At 65.8% G+C, this 17,665-nt stretch carries 9 protein-coding genes; 5 read left to right on the top strand and 4 right to left on the bottom strand.

The features are described 5' to 3' along the window. The 4 genes from FXF52_RS31880 to FXF52_RS31865 all read right to left on the bottom strand — a co-directional run. On the bottom strand, positions 1-3,416 hold a 3,416-nt coding region (locus FXF52_RS31880; RefSeq protein ID WP_187413842.1), incomplete at its 3' end, for an Ig domain-containing protein. Positions 3,417-3,800: 384 nt separating this feature from the next. Continuing rightward, positions 3,801-7,280, bottom strand: coding sequence for a putative Ig domain-containing protein (locus tag FXF52_RS31875; RefSeq protein ID WP_148802463.1), 3,480 nt, complete (start codon positions 7,278-7,280; stop codon positions 3,801-3,803). Positions 7,281-7,653: 373 nt separating this feature from the next. Continuing rightward, positions 7,654-8,685 carry an enolase C-terminal domain-like protein gene (locus tag FXF52_RS31870; protein ID WP_148802461.1) on the bottom strand — a complete coding sequence of 344 codons (1,032 nt, stop codon included), beginning with the start codon at positions 8,683-8,685 and terminating at the stop codon, positions 7,654-7,656. A gap of 42 nt (positions 8,686-8,727) precedes the next feature. Next, positions 8,728-9,489, bottom strand: a complete 762-nt coding sequence (locus FXF52_RS31865) for a FadR/GntR family transcriptional regulator (RefSeq protein WP_222870782.1) — start codon at positions 9,487-9,489, stop codon at positions 8,728-8,730. Positions 9,490-9,788: 299 nt separating this feature from the next. Between FXF52_RS31865 and FXF52_RS31860 the strand changes: the two genes are divergently transcribed. The 5 genes from FXF52_RS31860 (at position 9,789) to FXF52_RS31840 (ending at position 17,495) form a co-directional block, all read left to right on the top strand. Then, on the top strand, positions 9,789-11,090 hold the full coding sequence (locus tag FXF52_RS31860) for a sugar ABC transporter substrate-binding protein (protein WP_148802457.1): 1,302 nt from the start codon (positions 9,789-9,791) through the stop codon (positions 11,088-11,090). A 113-nt stretch (positions 11,091-11,203) separates the two neighbouring features. Next, the gene (locus tag FXF52_RS31855; protein ID WP_255472545.1) at positions 11,204-12,067 is read left to right on the top strand and encodes a carbohydrate ABC transporter permease; all 864 of its coding nucleotides are present in this window, start codon (positions 11,204-11,206) and stop codon (positions 12,065-12,067) included. Further along, positions 12,060-12,911 carry a carbohydrate ABC transporter permease gene (locus tag FXF52_RS31850; protein ID WP_148802453.1) on the top strand — a complete coding sequence of 284 codons (852 nt, stop codon included), beginning with the start codon at positions 12,060-12,062 and terminating at the stop codon, positions 12,909-12,911. The genes FXF52_RS31855 and FXF52_RS31850 overlap by 8 nt, the downstream gene beginning before the upstream one ends. A gap of 62 nt (positions 12,912-12,973) precedes the next feature. Continuing rightward, the gene (locus FXF52_RS31845) at positions 12,974-14,233 is read left to right on the top strand and encodes a Gfo/Idh/MocA family protein (RefSeq protein ID WP_148802451.1); all 1,260 of its coding nucleotides are present in this window, start codon (positions 12,974-12,976) and stop codon (positions 14,231-14,233) included. Positions 14,234-14,276: 43 nt separating this feature from the next. Beyond that, a complete protein-coding gene (locus tag FXF52_RS31840; protein ID WP_148802449.1) occupies positions 14,277-17,495 on the top strand; it encodes a glycoside hydrolase family 38 C-terminal domain-containing protein in 3,219 nt (1,072 codons plus the stop codon). Positions 17,496-17,665: the final 170 nt, after the last annotated feature.

The raw sequence follows: 17,665 nt of genomic DNA, 5'->3' as shown, positions 1-17,665 counted from the left end.
CCGGTGGGGCCGCTGATCGTACCGGCATCAGTCCAGCTGACGCCGTCCAAACTGGTTTGGATCCTTACCGTCTTGGGCGTGTTGACATACTTCTGGTCCACCGAGTTGAAGTTTATGTCGATGCTCGAAAGCTCGGATCTCGCCGCAAGTTTGAATTGAATCCAAGCCTGCTCCCCCGCCGCAACCGACCACTTCAACCGATCGAAGTTGGTGGCGTCGACCGCCCTGCCGTCGATGAGATGCTTCACCGCATCTTGTTGCTGGCTGGCCGTAATCTCGGCGGTCTTCGAAAGGTTCCGGTACGGCAACAGGTCCAGGAAGACCTTATTGGTGGTAACGGTCTTACCGTCCAGCGTCACGTCCGCCCAAACCACACCTCTCGTACGCTCCGAGACGTCCGGCGTGACGATCTTGTTGTTTTTGAAGGTGAACGTGTCTACTTCCTTGATGGCGATCGGCTGGTACTTGTCCCCGCCATCCAGATCGACGATGCCGCCATGCCATCTGACCTGTGCCGCATCCAACCCGATGGCGCCACCCTTGGCCGACCTGCCTTCCAGCTCGTAGCGGAGCCCGTCGGTCAGACCGAACTCGCCGTAAACCTCTTTTCCTTCGACCAGCAAGGATGCACCAATCATGTCCTCGGCAACATAAACAGCACGGTCCTTGACTCTGACCTTCAACGCATCTTCTCTGGTGACGCCCTCATGAGTACCCCGCACCTTGATGCTCGCCGTACCGTTCGATACCGGAATCACGGTTCCTGCCGCGGTGACCCGCGCTACGTCGGGGTTTGTGCTGCTGTAGGCGATTGCCGAGAGCTTCGCCTTCAGAGCTGGGTACGTCATATATCCCTCCGCATTGACCTTCAGTACCGAGGGCGCCAACCGCTCGCCGGTCGCGACGACATTGGTGAGCTGGTACTTCCGGGCGGGATTATCGGTCACGATCTTGATGATCGTGTCGATCGGATCTTCCTGAACGTTGGCGAGGTTGATCGTCAGGCTGTCACCGTTCTGACTGAAGGAGGTGACCGGGAGGTTACTGTTCAACCAGGTCACCGACGTCACCCGATCGCTGATCGGACGAATGGTCAGCGACCTGTCGGCAATTGCGCCGAATCCCTTCTTGCCGTCTGGCCCCTTTATGACGTGCAGATAGATGTTGTTGTCCCTGGAGGTGGCGTAGCCCCATTGCGGGCCGGTCGTGCTGCTGGGAAAGGCGAACCTCTCGTAGTTTCCTCTCCCGTCGTCTTCGTATCCGTAGCCGGCCAGGAAGTACGGCGTCGTGCCGGTCGTGGACTCGTGTCTCTCCGGCAGACCGTCCGGCGCGAACCAGCGACTGAGGTTCTCCCTCACGTCGATGAATTCCTGGACTCCCTTCGGATACCTCGTGGCGATCACCTGAGGTGAATCCCAGTTGGGCCCCCGGCTGTCGATGACGGACTGGTCGTTGTTGTCGACATAGCCACGCCCCGCGTTCATGACCATCTCTTTGGTGACCAGCCTGAAGTCGTCGCGCTGACCGTAGTACGGGGACTGCTGGTTCTTGGTGTGGATCATTTTCCACGGTTCCATCGTGGCTCGCTTGACAAGGTGATTCGTCCCTGCGTTCGCATAAATGCCGGATGCCTCGCCGGTCCTCAGATCAGGATCGCCGTATTCTGCGCCCCACGCATTCGAGTCAACGATAAGTTCGTCGCTGTAATCGCGGACCAGGCTGTACATCACGTCGAAATTGGCATTGGGCATCGCCTGTGGACCGTCGAAGTACAGGTATGCCGGAGCATACCGTTGGATGAGGTCCTCCACATTCTGCACGAACACGTCGGTGGAATAATGCCTCAACCCACCGCCCTCGGTCGCGTAGTACAGGCCGAACTTCATGCCGTAGCGCTTTACGGCCAGTTCGTACTGCTTCAGCCCGTCTACCACCCTGCCATTTTCATCTTTGGGAAGGTATTCCTGCCTGATGTGCTTCGGATCGGCGAATTTGGACGGCCAGAAGTAGTTTTGCTGCAGCGCTTCGACCGACACCAGCGAGTGCCCCTGGCGCTTGGCCCTCGCCGCCCACTGATCAGCCGAGTAGTTCGGGTCCACGAAGTAGTTGTAGGTTGGGGTGGCATGGGTCAGCGCCCCGACTCGGCCTTCCTCGAACCACTTGTTCGGGCGTTCCTTCACCGTGATCGTGAAGTCTTTCGAAGTGTTGTTCCCCGCGCTGTCAGTAACCTGGACGGTGAAGTCGTAGTCGCCCGGTTCGGTGTGGCCGCCGATGATGCCCTTGGTGCTGTTCAGGTCAACTTTCTCATTGACCAGGCCATCCGCGATGGTGCCGTCGGCGTTCAACTCCAGGCCATCGGGCAACCTACCGGCGGCGATCTTCCACGTATAGCCTGGCGCGCCCCCGCCGGCCATGAACTGGAAGGCCGAAGCGCCAACCCCATACTTGTTGGTGGTTACCGACTTGTTCCAGACGTACGGCCACTCCTGGTAGCCGAACGGCATGTTGTTCTTCGGCAGCGGAGCTCTGGTCTGATCGGCAGTCGACAAGCCCTGCGAAACGATCTCCAGGGACTCGGACGGCCCTGTGACGGAATTCGCCAGACCGCTTATCGTGTTGCCGTTCTGGTCCGCAATTCTCCCGTAGAAACCCAGGTAGGCTACATGCTGGTCCAGGGCGACCGGCACACCGTTTGAATTGACATCTTCCGTGTACGTGTGCTTGATCTGGATCAGCAACTCGTTCCAGCCCTGATGCAGCTGGACTGCTTGCTTCGTCAGATCCTTCTGCACCTCGGCAGGGGTGCTCGGAGGTGTCACACAACGGTCGTTAACATAAATCCGGTACGACCCGCTGGCCCCGACATCGAAGTAGCCCTGCTGCTCTATCGGGCTGTAGACGTACGTGTGGGCATACACGTACTTGTTCTTGGTGTCGACACCCTTCTTGACCGCATAGTACCCGTAGAGATCCTGATAATCGTCGTAGTTTCGGTTATAGATGCGGTCGTCGAAGTATTCCCAGTTCTTGCTCTCGCCGCCGAAGCTCAACGACTCGCCGATCTTCGGGGCAAGCTTAGTCTTCCCGTCGACCGGCACCGGCCTGTCGTACACCTCTATCTCCGAGATTCCGGTGATCGACGGGTACGGCGCACGCCCCTTGTCGACCTCGACCTTCATCTCGAGCACATTCTTCAACCCGGACTGCATGGAATACACAGTGGGCGTGGACGGGTTGGCGGAGGTGCTGTCAACCCTTCCAGATTCTACTGTGCTGCCGTCCTTGAGGGTGAAAGTGAGGTGGTACCAGTTGTTTACGTGCCGCGAGTCGCCCCACTGCGCGATTCGCACCTCATTGATGGCGACGGGCTCGCTCCATTTGAGGTTCACCCATGGGCTGGAATCGTTTTCGGTCACCCACTGGTTCCTGGTGCTCCCATCGACCAGATATGACACGGGATTCACGGCGAGAGTCGACGATGACGCCGTTATCTCGGACGCCCGAGGGGCGTAATTTACCACCTCTCCGACTTCGCAGTCATATATCTTGTCGACCACGGGCGAGTCGAACGGCCCCGACACGAGCCACGAGTTGATGAATGGGGCGCTCCCTGCCGCCTGCTGCGCATACGCCTTCGTCTCGGGTAGGCCGAGCAGCGATGATGTGACGATCATTGCCGCGACACTTATGAGCGGCGTGATCTTTCTGTGTGTTTTTCCCATGATCTAGCTCCGGGGCAAGTTTGGCCGGACGCCGCTGCCGGGCTTGGCCGGCAGCAGCGTGCGGTTTGTTGGTTGGGGTTACGGGAGTTGGCGTACGCCGATGGCGTCGTAGACCATCCAGGATCCGCTGGTGGTGGTGAGGGTGATCGTGTTGTCGCCTGCCTTGAGGTTGGCGGCGGGCAGGGTCACGTTCACCGTGGACGGTTTGATCCCGTCGGCCCAGCGGTGGCCACGACCGGCGCCGGCCGGGGTCTGCACGGTGCCCACGCTCGTGCCGTTGAGCCCGACCTGAAGCGCCGGCGGGGCGGCGTCGTGGCTGTCATACAGCCAGGCGGTGAGCGTCAGGTCAGCGGCCGGCGCCGCGGCGAGGTTGACGGTCAGCCGGAACGTGTGCGACCTGCCCCCCGCCCAACCATCGGCCGGGCCAGGCTGGATGTAACTCCAGCCCGTGGCCGGGTCACCCACCCCCGCCGTGAACGCGACATCGTCAGGGAACGTCGACGGGTAGGCGGCGTATCCGTCCGGGCTCAACGCGAACTCCCGGGTGCTGATATCGGCCCTGCCCACCATCGCCACCGGCTTGCTGACCACCGCCGGCACACTGCTGGCCACCGTGGCGAACTCACCCTTCGCCGCCACCGTAACCGTGGCCTTGCCGAACGCGTCCGCCGCCGGAGTCACCGACAACGTCACGCTCTTCGACTCACCGGCGCCCAACGTGACCTGCTCCGGCTCCCCGGCCGTCCACCCCGACGGCACCTGCACACCCACCATCGTGGTCACGGTGTCCGGCAGGTTGCTGCTGACCGTGACCGTCACCGGCGCGGCCTGCCCAGCCACCAGGTCCAGACCCGCCGAACCCACCGCCACATCCACCGGGTTGACCACCGTCAACGGCACCTGCACCGGCGCCACCGGCCTCCCGGTCACCCGCCCGGAAGCCGTCAACACGACCCCACCCAACCCCGCATCCGGTCCGGCGCTCACCCGCAACGTCCGGGTCAGCGTTTTACCCGACTCCAGCCCAGCGAACTCCACCGAGCTGGGGTCGACGGAGATCGAGTCCGGCCCGGTCAGGGACAACACCCCCGACACCGACTGCGGACTGTCATTACGCAAACTGACCGACACGTCGACCGACTCACCCCGGGCCAACTTCCCCTGCCCGACGGCAGCGGTGAGGGTGATCTCAGGCGGAGCCAGGAACGGCGTCACCTTCATCTTGTACGCCACCGACGCATCGGCAACACCGCCGTCGTTGCGGGCGGTGATCGTGAACTCCCGGGACCCCTCCGCGCTCGGAACACCAGTGATCGCACCCGTGTCCGGGTTCAGGCTCAAACCGGCCGGCAGCGCACCCGAGGTGACCTCGTACCGAACCGTCTGCGGCGTACTCGACGACACCTTGAACTCGTACAACCTGCCCAGCTGCGCATCCGGCGGCTTCGGCGTGGTAAACCCCGGCACCGGCGCCCTCACCGGCTGCGCCGCACCAACCGCCTCGCCCACCGAATCCACCTGCTGCAGCGACCACTCCCGATCCCGCGCCACCTCACTCAGATGCCAGTAGGTGTTGGCGTCGCCTAGGAGCTTCTTCTGCTCGACGGTGAACGCACCGTGGTTGCGCGCGGACTCCCACAGCTTGACGGCTTGCAGCACCGCGGTGGTGTTCGCCCCGGAGGCGAGGCTTCCCACGCTGGTCTCGAAGTTGACGCCGGCGTCGAGGGATGCCGCACGCGCCATGGTGCGTTCGATCGTTTGAAGGCTGGAGTTCCCGGAAAGCCCTTGCTGGCCCATCATCCCGGGCAGGTAGTTGGCGCGGTAGAAGATGTTGCTCCGGATGATCTGGGCGTAGTCCGTGGGTCCGATCTCGCCCCAACTGGCCCGGGACTGGGCGTCCCAGGTGTTCGATGAGAGGTTGCTGCATTCGGTGATGAACCCGTCCGTGGCATCGAGTTGCCGATAGACGCCGTTGACCAGGCGCGCAAAGCCATAGCCACCCCAGCCGGTGTAGCCCGCCGACTCCAGGCCGTCGTAGGAGGTGGCTCGGACACCGCTGCTGTTGTACGCGGTGGCCAGCCGGGTCGCGATCTCGTCGATGATCGGCAGATCGCCGATCGCGCCGCCGTAGCCGTTCACGTTGACCAGGGCCGCGCTGGTGCCCGTCGGGTACGACTTCGCCGCGGAGCCCCACTGCCCGCGGCCCAGGCCGCTGACCTGCCACTCGGTGTCGCTGACCTTCGTGACCGTGTTGTAGGCGATGAACTCGTCACCGATACGGAGCCGCTTCCCGTCGAGACCGGGTCCGAGTGGGCGGTCGGCATCCACATAGAGCGTGGTGTCCGACGCGGCGAGCGGACGGGTCAGCTTTACCCGCCCGCCCACGGCCAGGCGCGGATCAGCCGGCGCTCTCACATACGGGTCACTAACGTCGATGAAGTCGGACAGGGTGTGCACCCCGACCTCAATCCCGTCGTTCGCGGCCGTGGCCACCAACTTGGCCGCGTTCTCATCCGAGCCACCGAACGCACTGTTGAACTGGTAGTGCCCATGCGACACCCACGGCCCGTTTCCGGCGATCGCGTAGATGTTGTTGATCCCGGCCTGCTTGGCGTACCGGCTGGCGGCGGTGACGTTGCTCGTGTTGAGATCGTGGATCCAGAAGTGGGACTGCGAGGTGCGCTGGGCCGCCTTCTGCCACTGCCCCTTGAGCGTCGGATACGGCAGGCCTTGCTCCTTGGCGATCTGACTCAGCACGCTGAGCGCGAGATCCGGCGCGCTGCCGAACAGCGCGACCTTCGACCCGATGATCCGGCCCTCCGGCGCCGGCAACGGGCCCAGCGGGATCTCATACCCGTTGGTCCGCTGCCGGGTCCGGACCTTGCTGTAGTCGTAGGTGGCAGCGCGTAGGACGCTGCCCCACGTCGTCTTCGCCGCCACGTTACTGGCCAGCCAGTCGTCCCGGTCGCCGGTCTGCAGGCGGTAGGGGTTCCAGATGAGATCCGGACCGAACCCATAGGCAAGATGCTCGTTCGGCCAACCACCCACGGTCTTGTCGTTGAGTGGGCGCAGCCCGACGGCGAACGCGTCGTTACGCACCACACCCGCCGTCTCACCGATGGTCTGGGTGACGCTCGTCGGCAACGGACCCCACAGCAACGTCTGCACGTCCACGCCCGGCGCGGGGTCCAGACCGACCACCTCAAGCGTCGAGTACGTCGCTAGCTGTACGACCTTCACATCGATCGAGGCCTTGTTGGTGCGGAACGTGAACACCTTGTCCCGCGACGAATACGCCACCTCGGTCGGTACCGCCTGCTGCCCGTCGGCCACCACGCTGACCAGCGGCACCGACTTACCCGCCGCCACATAGTCAAACCCGGACCGCACATCCACCAGGCTGGTCACCCGGCCGGTCTCACTCAGCCCCACCGACAGGAAACCCGCATCGATCTCCAACCGCGGGCTCGCCTGTGCGGCGGGCGGAGCCGCCCCCACCGCCGCGGCACCGGCAACGGCGGCGAAGGCAAGCGCCGCCACACGTCTGAACCTGATCACCTGCACTCCAATCCTGAAACGCCGTATCAGGACCGACCTTCAGTCCCGAAGACCGCGGAGGAGGCTTCATCGACTCGACCCGCGGGTGTCGGCCACTCACCACTCGTGATCGATAAGCGGATGGCCTTTGCCGGCCACCTGCCGTCGGGCAAGGATCCGAACCCCAGATCTGGGCTGATCTCCGCGAGTTCGTTGGCTGCTAGCTCAGTCCCTCGGCATGTCGTCAGGTCGTCAGCTCGTCATTGACCTGCACGCTCGCCCCCGGACCTCGTTCTGGGCGGTGTTATCGTTACCATCGCGCTTACGGCCACGACGCTTCGGTCGGTCATCGCCGGACGGGCGGTGCAGTATCGACGCCGCTTGGCGGGCAACCTCACTCGTATCCGATGCCGGGCGCGACAGGCGCTCGCACCATCCCGTCCGGGCCGACCGCCGCCTCCCGAACCACTGGATTGCTGTAGACGAGGGACTCGTAGTAAGAGGTGTTCGGGATGGCCATGCACAGGTGTGCGTTGACGATGCCCGATCCGTGGACTTCGGCGCGGAGCTGGAAGCTGTCGGCGAGGTGCGCGATCCGCATGGCGCCGGTGATGCCACCCTTGTACTGCGCGCTGGTCCGCACGTAGCCGGCCGTGCCGGCGGCGATGAAGTCCGCGACGTTCATGTGGGCGCCGTCGGAGGTCTCGGCGACGAGCAGCGGAACATCCACACGTTCGGCGAGCCGGCGGTAGGCGGTCACGCTGAACTCGCGCATCGGCTCCTCGTACCAGGTGTATCGGGCCTCCGACAGGGCCCTTCCGAGGTAGAGGGAGTCGGTGAGGTCGAAGCCTGCGGAGCCGTCGTACATCAGGGGAACGTCGTCGCCGACGTGTGCCCGTAGCTTCTGGCACAGCGCCGCGTCCGCGCGGGCGTCGCCCCAGGCGTGCAGCTTGATCGCGGGGTAACCCGCTGCCAGGCACTGGTCGGCGACGTCGAGGTACTCCTCCACGCTGGAGAACGTCACCGTGCTGGCGTAAGCGGGAATGGCATCGCGGTAGGTGCCGAGAAGCTGATGAACGGGAAGGTCGGCCGCCTTGCCGGCCAGGTCCCACAGCGCGATGTCGACCAGCCCGAGGGCATAGATCGGAAGCTCCTCGATCCGGTCCAGCTCCCACAGGCGGTGCCACAGCAGTTCCCGCCACAGCGGATCGCGGCCGATCAGATCGTCACGGATACGGCGCTTCACCAGGTCGGCCACGATGACTCCCCGTCGCGTGTGTGCCTCGCCGATCAGGCCGTCGTCGGTGTGGATACGCAAGATGCCGCCGACTGCCGGCCCTTCCGAGCCGGGCAGTCCGGCGCGCCATCGAAAGGAGGGCTGGGCCGGCAGATCCACCAGGTCCAAGGTCACGTCGGTGATTCGCATGCTGTCCTTCGCAATGAAAGTGTCGACCGCCAGGAGGCACGGTCAGATGGAGAAGAGGCGGTGGCGGATCTCCCGCTTGAACTGCTGCAAGGTCGTGTCGATGTGTTCGGCCATCAGCACCACGGCCTGCTCCTCGTCACCCGCCGCGATCGCCTCGGCAATCGCCAGGTGCTGCCTCGCGGCCACCACCAGTGAGCCGCTCGCGGCTCCTGCCAGCCCGATCGCGCTGACCTGCCGCTGGAGCCGTTGCACGGCATCGACGCTCGCCGAAAAGAACATGTTGGACGCTGCGACACCGACCGCGCCGTGAAACGCCTCGTCGGCCCGGCTGAACGCCTCGATGTCGTGGTGTGCTGCCGCATCCGCGGTCTGCTCTGCCGTTTCGCGCAGCGCCTTCACCTGAGTCGGGGTGGCCCGTTGCGCGGCCATGCGCGAGGTGGCGACCTCCGCGAACCGGCGAAACTCGAACATCTCGTCCACCTGCTTGAGGTCGGCGGGCAGGAATTGCGAGAACGACTCCCGCCACAGGGCGCTGTCCGGCTCGGCGACGTAGATGCCGCGGCCCTTCTGTACGGAGATCCGCCCGAGGGCGGAGAGGATCTTGACCGCCTCCCTGACGACCGTCCGGCTCATCTGCACTGCCTCCGCCAGGTCCTTCTCGGTAGGGAGGCGAGCACCGGGCTGGAGACGTTCTCTGACGATGTACTCGAGGATCCGCTCCGCAGCAATCTCGTAACCGGGGCGATAACCACCCGTCGCAGCCGACTGCTGCGCACCGAGTGACGGCAGGTCTGGTCCGGTCACCGCTCTCCCCCATCTCCCGCGCCGAGCTGCCCGTGCCGAGCGCACCGCAGGCACCACATCAAAATGCTTCTGATCTATCTGTTTGGTTCGCCGAGTAAACCATATCCATGGGGTTGACGCAATGCATCGCCGCATCCATACTCGTCCCACTCGAGATGACCAACTTTGACGCTCCCGAGCCGCTCACAGCCTTGTTGGCCGGGCCGCGCGGTCTTGGCCTGCGGGGAGCGCAGCATGTTCAGCGACTCCGGAAGAGTCTGATACATCCTTGGAAGCCTGAAGCCAGAAGAGGTGCTTGTATGCGTAGTAAGACAGGCGGCTGCTCAGACCGGGCGCGTGGCGGAGTGCGCCGGAGGTCGCTGGTCGCGGCCGTGGGCGTAGGGCTGTTGCTCAGCGCGACGGCCTGCGGCGGAGGGGGTTCGCCTGGCAGCGAGAAGGTCGAACTCAGCTACCGCATCTGGGACAAGAACCAGCAGCCGGCCATGCAGCAGATCGTCGACAAGTTCCAGGCGGCGAACCCGAACATCAAGGTCACGATCCAGCTCACCCCGAGCGCCGAGTTCTGGACGAAGATGCAGGCCGACGCGACCGCCGGCAGCGCGCCGGACGTGTTCTGGATGAACGGTCCGAACGCTCAGTTCTACGCCTCCAACAAGGTGCTGTTGCCGCTGTCGGACGAACTCAAGAGCAACGGGGTCGATCTTGCCAACTACCCGGAGGCGTTGACCCGCATCTACAGCTATGAGGGAAAGCAGTACGGCATCCCGAAGGACTTCGACACCATCGGCCTCTGGTACAACAAGAAGCTCTTCGACGCCGCCGGAGTCAAGTACCCGGACGAGACCTGGACCTGGCAGAACGTGGCCGACGCCGCGCGTAAGCTGACCAATGAGTCCAAGGGGATCTACGGGATCGCGGCCCCGCCGTTCGGCCAGGAGAACTACTACAACACCATCTTCCAGGCCGGCGGATACGTCGTCTCCCCCGACGGCAAGGCCTCGGGCTACGAGCAGCCGGCCGCCGTCGAGGGGCTGCGCTTCTGGACCGAGCTGATGAAGGCCAAGGTTTCCCCGTCCGTGAAGTCGATGACGGACACCTTCCCCGCCCAGATGTTCCAGTCCGGCAAGCTTGCCATGTACTACGCCGGTTCCTGGGACGCGGTCGCGTTCGCGAAGGATGACAACATCAAGAACGACATCGACGTCGCCGTCCTGCCGCAGGGGCAGAAGCGGGCCGTGGTGATTCACGGCCTGGCCAACGTCGCGTACGCGAAGACCAAGCACCCGAAGGAGGCGATGAAGTTCATCGCGTTCCTGGGCTCGAAGGAAGCGGCGGACATCCAGGCGAACACAGGCACGGTCATCCCCGCCTTCGCCGGCACCCAGGACACCTGGGTCAAGTCGATGCCCCAGTACCACCTGCAGGCGTATCTGGACGAGCTCGCCTACGCGGTGCCGTATCCGACCTCGAAGAACACCAGCGCCTGGCAGTCGAAGGAGGCCGAGATCCTCACGCCGGCCTGGAACGGGGAGAAGGACATCGCGACCGCCGCGACCGAGTTGGCGACGATGATGAACGCGGCGCTGCAGAAGGAACAGTGATGTCGGCGGCAGACACCTTGGCCGCACCGGCACGAGACTCCGGGAGCAGGCCAGGGGGGCGCGCCATCCGGCGCCGCCCCCCTGGGCGTTCCGAGCAGGGGTGGGCGTACCTCATGATCGCGCCCACCACGATCGGCCTCGCGATCTTCTACCTCTGGCCGATTGCCCAGATGTTCTACTACAGCTTCACCGAGTCGGGCCCCTTCGGCGGGCAGACCTGGATCGGGGCAGAGAACTACCGGGCCCTCCTGGCGGAACCGTCGGTCTTCCAGTCCGTGCTCAACACCCTGGTCTACACCGTCATACAACTGGCGGGCATCCCGCTCGCGGTCCTGTTCGCGACGCTGTTGAACCAACGCGGGCTGCGGGGGCGCTCGGTCTATCGGGCGCTGTACTTCCTGCCCGTGGTCACCATGCCCGTCGCCGTCGCGATGCTCTGGCGGTGGATGTACAACGGCGACTACGGCCTGGTGAACTACCTGCTGTCCTTGATTGGGCTACGAGGCACGCATTGGGCCTCAGACCCGGCCGTCGCGCTCTACGCGGTCGCCGCGATCGGCATCTGGATGTCGCTCGGCTACAACCTGGTCATCTTCCTCGCCGGCCTGCAGGGCATCCCGGCTGAGTACTACGAGGCCGCCGCGATCGACGGTTCCGGTGCGGTCCGGACGTTCGCCCGGATCACCGTGCCCCTGCTCAGTCCGAGCATCTTCTTCGCGACCGTCCTCACCGTGATCAACTCGCTGCAGATGTTCGACCTCGCCTACATGATGATGAGCACGCCGGGCAGCGCGGCCGGCAGTGGGAACCCCGCGCTACCCCGGGTCCGCACCATCTCCTACCTCTTCTACCAGAAGGCCTTTGTCGAACACGACCTCGGCTTCGGCGCGGCGATCGCCTTCGTCCTGCTCGGGTTCATCCTCGTGATGACGCTCATCCAGTTCCGGCTCCAGAAGAGGTGGGTGCACTATGGCTGACGGCACGATGACGGGCCGGCGCCCGATGCGCCACGCGGGCAGGGTAGCGACCCACGTCGTACTCATCATCGGCGCGATCGTGATGGTGGGCCCGTTCGTCTGGCAACTGCTCACGTCGTTGAAGGCGTTCAGCGAGACGACGCGGGTGCCACCGACCTTCCTGCCAGACCGGTGGGAGTGGTCCAACTACCTTCAGGTCTTCGACCTGCTGCCGCTCGGCGACATGTTCCGCAACACGGTACTCATGACGGCCGGACGGACCCTGGCCCAGTTGGCGTTCTGCTCCCTGGCGGCATATGCGTTCGCCCGCCTGCGATTTCGCGGCAACAACCTGCTGTTCGGCCTGTTCCTGTCGGTGCTGATGGTGCCGAGCCAGCTGTTCCTGATCCCGCAGTACGTCATCGTCCAGGACCTCGGCTGGGTGAACACTTTGCCGGGCCTGATCGTCCCGGGCATGTTCAGCGCGTTCGGCACCTTCCTGCTCCGCCAGTTCTTCCTCGCGCTGCCGCGCGACATGGAGGAAGCGGCCCGCCTGGACGGTGCTAACCCGTTGCAGGTGTTCTGGCACGTCGCGCTCCCCCTTGCCCGCCCTGGCCTGCTGGCTCTCACGATCCTCACGGCGCTCTGGTCGTGGAACGACTTCATGTATCCGCTCGTTGTCACCACCGACCCGGCCAAGATGCCACTCTCGGCCGGCCTGGGCACGCTACAGGGCGAACACTTCACCGACTATTCGATCCTCATGGCGGGCTCGGCCCTGGCGACCGCCCCGATGGTCGTGGCGTTCATCCTGCTGCAGCGGCACTTCATCCAGGGCATCGCCTTCACCGGCAGCAAGGGCTAGCAAGCCCGACCCTGATCTGCTTTACACCGGACACCACATCAACGCGCGGAAGGAACCCTGGAATGCACGACATCAGGCTCGGTGTGGTCGGCCTGGGCGTACGCGGTGATCTCGCCGAACTCGCGCACCGGCCGGGAATGGGCTCACGGGTGGTCGCCTGCTGCGACCGGGACCCGACGGCGCTGTCCCGAGCCCGCGACCGCTTCGGCTCGGACCTGATCACGGCGTCCGACCACCGGGAACTACTCCACACCGACCTCGACGGCGTGCTCGTGCTGACGCCGGACCACACCCACGAGCCGATCGGTCTCGACTTCCTCCGGGCCGGGATCCCGGTTTTCATGGAGAAACCCCTCGCGATCACCACGGAGGGCTGCGACCGGCTCCTGGCCGCCGCCCATACCCATGGCACCCGGCTGTACGTCGGGCACAACATGCGGCACATGCCCGTCGTCGTCGCCATGCGCGAGCTGATCGTCAAGGGACTGATCGGCCAGGTCAAGGCGGTCTGGTGCCGGCACTTCGTCGGTCACGGCGGAGACTTCTACTTCAAGGACTGGCACGCCGACCGGCGCAACACCACCAGCCTTCTGCTGCAGAAGGGCGCCCACGACATCGACGTCATCCACTGGCTCAGCCAGGGCTACACCCGGCGGGTGAACGCCATGGGCGGCCTGGTCGTCTACGGGGACATCACCTCACGCCGGGAACGGGCCGGAGAACGGATGACGGACTGGATCTCCCCGGACAACTGGCCGCCGCTCAGCCAGCGCGACCTGAACCCAGTCATCGACGTCGAGGACCTCAGCATGGTGCACATGCAGCTGGACAACGGCGTCTTCGCCAGCTACCAGCAGTGCCATTTCACCCCGGACTACTGGCGCAACTACACGGTCATCGGGACCGAAGGACGGTTGGAGAACTTCGGCGACGCCGAAGGGGCGGTCATCAAGGTCTGGAATCGCCGCTCGGACTACCGGGCGGACGCGGATTTCACGGTGCCCGTCCGCACTCCGGAGGGCAGCCACGGCGGCGCCGACCCCCGGCTGATCCAGGAATTCGTGCAGTTCATCCGCGCAGGCGGAGCCACCATCACCTCCCCGGTCGCGGCGCGTGAGGCGGTCGCGGCGGGACACGCGGCAACAATCTCCCTCCGCGAAGGCAGTCGAGTCGTCGACGTCCCTCCGGTCGACCCGGCCGTCGCCGCCTACTTCGACAACGGCCAGACCGAAGGCACCATGCCCCCACCCCCGGCCCAGGCTGTGGCAAGCGGTCGGGAACCGGCGCAGCCCGGCGGCAACAGCTCCACTACCGCCCGGTAGCCCCCTGCTGACATCCACGGTTCACCTCGAGGAGAGAGCCTCCATGACCACTCGTGCGCTGGTACGAGACCATCCGTGGTCGACGGAGAAGGCCCGCACGGGCATGATGGATCTGGCGGTCGCCGCACGAGCATCGATGGCGGGCACCGAACTGCGCGTCCTGCCGGAGCACCTCGTGCGCCGCACGCCAGCGGGGCGGCAGCGGGCCGTACGCATCCTGATCTCCGGCGCCAGCGTCCAGGTGGATCAGTATCCCGGTTGGGAGTTCACCGCCGAGATCGCCGGGCGCGGCCCGGTCCAGGTCGAGGTGCTGCCCGCCCGTGGCGGTCCGCGGCTGCTGCTGCCCGCCGAGGAGGAACGGCGCGAGGTACGCCTCGAGGTGCGCAACGGCGACGCGCACGCCGTCCTGGAGTTCGCGCTGGAGCCCCCGCGTGACTGGACGATCCACCTCGTGCACCATTCGCACCTCGACATCGGCTACACCGATCCGCAAGGCACGGTGCTCCGCCAGCACGTCAACTTCCTCGACTCCTGCCTTGACCTGACCCGCGTCACCGACGGCTGGCCCGAGGAGTCCCGGTTCCGCTGGACCGTGGAATCGCTCTGGTCGTTTCAGCAGTGGGCCGCGGCGCGGTCGCCGGAGCGCGTCGCGGAGTTCGTCGACCGCGTACGCGCCGGGCAGATCGAGCTGACCGCGATGCCGTATAACCTGCACACCGACGCGTGCTCCACCGACGAGCTGCACGAGCTGCTGCGCCTCGCCCGGCAGGTCCGCCACGATTACGGCGTCGACATCCGGTCCGCCATGCAGACCGACGTGCCCGGCACCGTCGCCGGCCTACCGGACGCGCTGGCGCAGCTTGACATCAGGAATCTGTCCGTGGCGCACAACTGGGCCGGCCGGTCGGTGCCGAACCTCACCGGCGGCTCGCAGTTACCACGGTTGTTCCGGTGGCGGTCGCCGTCGGGCAACGAGGTGCTGGTGTGGATGACCGACACCCCGCACGGCTTCGCCTACATGGAAGGCCCGATGTTGGGTTTCGACACCTCCTACGAGATGGTCGACGACCTGCTCCCTGCCTACCTGACCGCGCTGGCCACCCGGCCGTACCCGTTCCCGTTCGGGACGCTCGGCTGGTACGGCCCGGCCGTGACGGACCGCGAGCCGTACCCGTGGGACGTACTGCATCTGCGGGTACAGGGCCATTTCGGCGACAACGCACCGCCTCGACTCATCCTCGCCGAGACGGTGCGGCAGTGGAACGAGACCTGGGACAGCCCGACGTTACGGCTGTCCACCAACGCCGACTTCTTCGTCGATGCTGAGGCACGGCTGGGCGACCGCATTCCCTCGTTCGAAGGCGACTGGGGCGACTGGTGGGTCGACGGCATCGGATCGGGTGCCCGCCCGCAGGCCATGGTGCGCCGGGCCCAGGCATCGGTGACCGACGCGCAGAGCCTCTACGGCATGGCAGCGCTGATCGGTGGGACCGGACCCTCCGACGCGCTGGCGCGGGCCGCGCAGGACGGAGCCGTCGGTGTCTACCACTCCGTCTCCCTGTTCAACGAGCACACCTGGGGCGCCGCCGATCCGTGGACCCACGGCGACACCGGAACGCAATCCGGCGAGCAGCAGTGGCACTGGAAGTACGCCCTCGCCCTGCACGGCCACGACGACGCCGCCACGTTCCTGGACCACGCATCCGCCGCGCTCGGCGCGGTGCTGCCCGCGGGCGACGACGCGGAGGTGACCTTCTGGGCGGCCAACACCACGTCCACGGAGCGCACGTCGACTGTCGCCTTGTTCGTCCGGGAGAGTCGGATCCCCCTGAACCGACCGCTGCGGGTCACCGACGGGCGCGACGGCACCCGCCTGCCCGCGGTGGAGGAACCCCAGGTCAACCCCGTACACCGGGACGCAGGACGGTGGCTGCGAGTCACGGTGCCGGACGTGCCGGCGTTCGGCCTGGTCCGGCTGGAGGTGACCGGGGCCGTCACCCCGTGGGCGCCCCGGCCCGCCGGGCCGATGCCGCCGGTGTTCGATGTGGCCGCCAGCGCCGCACCGCCGCAGACGCTGGACGGCCTGCCGACCGAGCGCGACCTCGTCCTGGAGAACGACCACCTACGGGTACAGGTGGACCTGGGCCGGGCCTGCGTCGCGAGCCTGGTCGAGAAGGCGACGGGCCGCGAGTTGGTCAACCAGGACGCGGTGGTCGGGTTCAACGGCTACGTCTACGACACCTACGCCACCGCTGGCGGCGTCAACCATCAGAGCGGTAAGTCCCGGGTCAGCGAGGAGCTGGAGCTGCTCGGCAGCCGCCGCCTGGCCCGGCCCGCGGTGCTACTGGAACGCGTCGACGACGCCCTGGAGCAACGCCTCACCTACGAGTACACGGCCGACGGCGTCCGCTCGGCGCGGACCACGATCCGGCTCGGGCACCACGCGGCGCACGTGGTCATCGACAACCAGCTCGACAAGCCTGCCACCATGACGAAGGAGAGCGCCTACTTCGCGTTCCCGTTCGCCCTGGACCGGCCGGTCGTGCACTACGAGATCACCGGTACGCTGACCGGCACCGACCTGGAGCACGTGCCCGGCGCACCGCAGCACATGCGCGCCGTCCGATCGTTCGTGTCGCTGCAGGACGCGGCCGGCCCCGTCTGCTGGGTGACCCGGGACGCCCCACTCGTCGAGCCGGAAACCATCGCACTGCCCTACACACCGTTTCCCGACAGCACGACCCCGCGCGAGCCGGCCACACTCTACTCGTGGGTCCACAACAACATCTGGGACACCAACTTCCCCTCTCAGCAGGCATTCGACACGGTCTTCCGGTATGCGGTGGGCGTCCGGCGGGTCGGCGAGGAGCTGGACGCCGACGCGCTCGCACTGCGCACGGCGCACGAGATCGACCATCCGCTGATCGCGGTGGCCGCGCACGGCCGATCAGACCTCGACGCACCCGCTGAGGTGGCCCTGCTCTCGGTGGACGATCCACGTGTCGCCGTGCTCGGGGTGATCCCGCTGCCCGCCTCCGAGGCCACCGGCACGCCCGCCGGCCTGCTCGTCCGGCTGCAATCCTTCGCCACCGAACACCTCGACGTCCGGCTGCGCTGCGGCTTCCCGGTCGCCGCCGCGGCCCGCGCCACCTACCTGGGCGACCCCACCGAGCCCGCCACGATCGACGGCGACGAGGTCGTCGCCGCGCTACCCCGGCTCGGTGTTGTCGCGGTACACCTGCAGCCCGCCGACCACTGTTGAGATCGCGTAGCCGGGAGGAGCTTCCCTCCCGGCTACGCGCACCTCTGGCCGGAGCACATGCGTATCGACGCGCTGGCCAATTTGGCCTGCGGCCAGCACGTGCCCGCTTGGTGGTGTCAGCCGCCCGCGACGAGATCGGTGAGTTCCACCGGCCGTGGGCGCGCACAGCG

The sequence above is a fragment of the Micromonospora sp. MP36 genome, assembly GCF_008119785.1.
GTDB lineage: Bacteria > Actinomycetota > Actinomycetes > Mycobacteriales > Micromonosporaceae > Micromonospora.
Note: the sequence above shows the minus strand (reverse complement) of the source record. Positions and strands in the feature narration are given on the sequence as shown.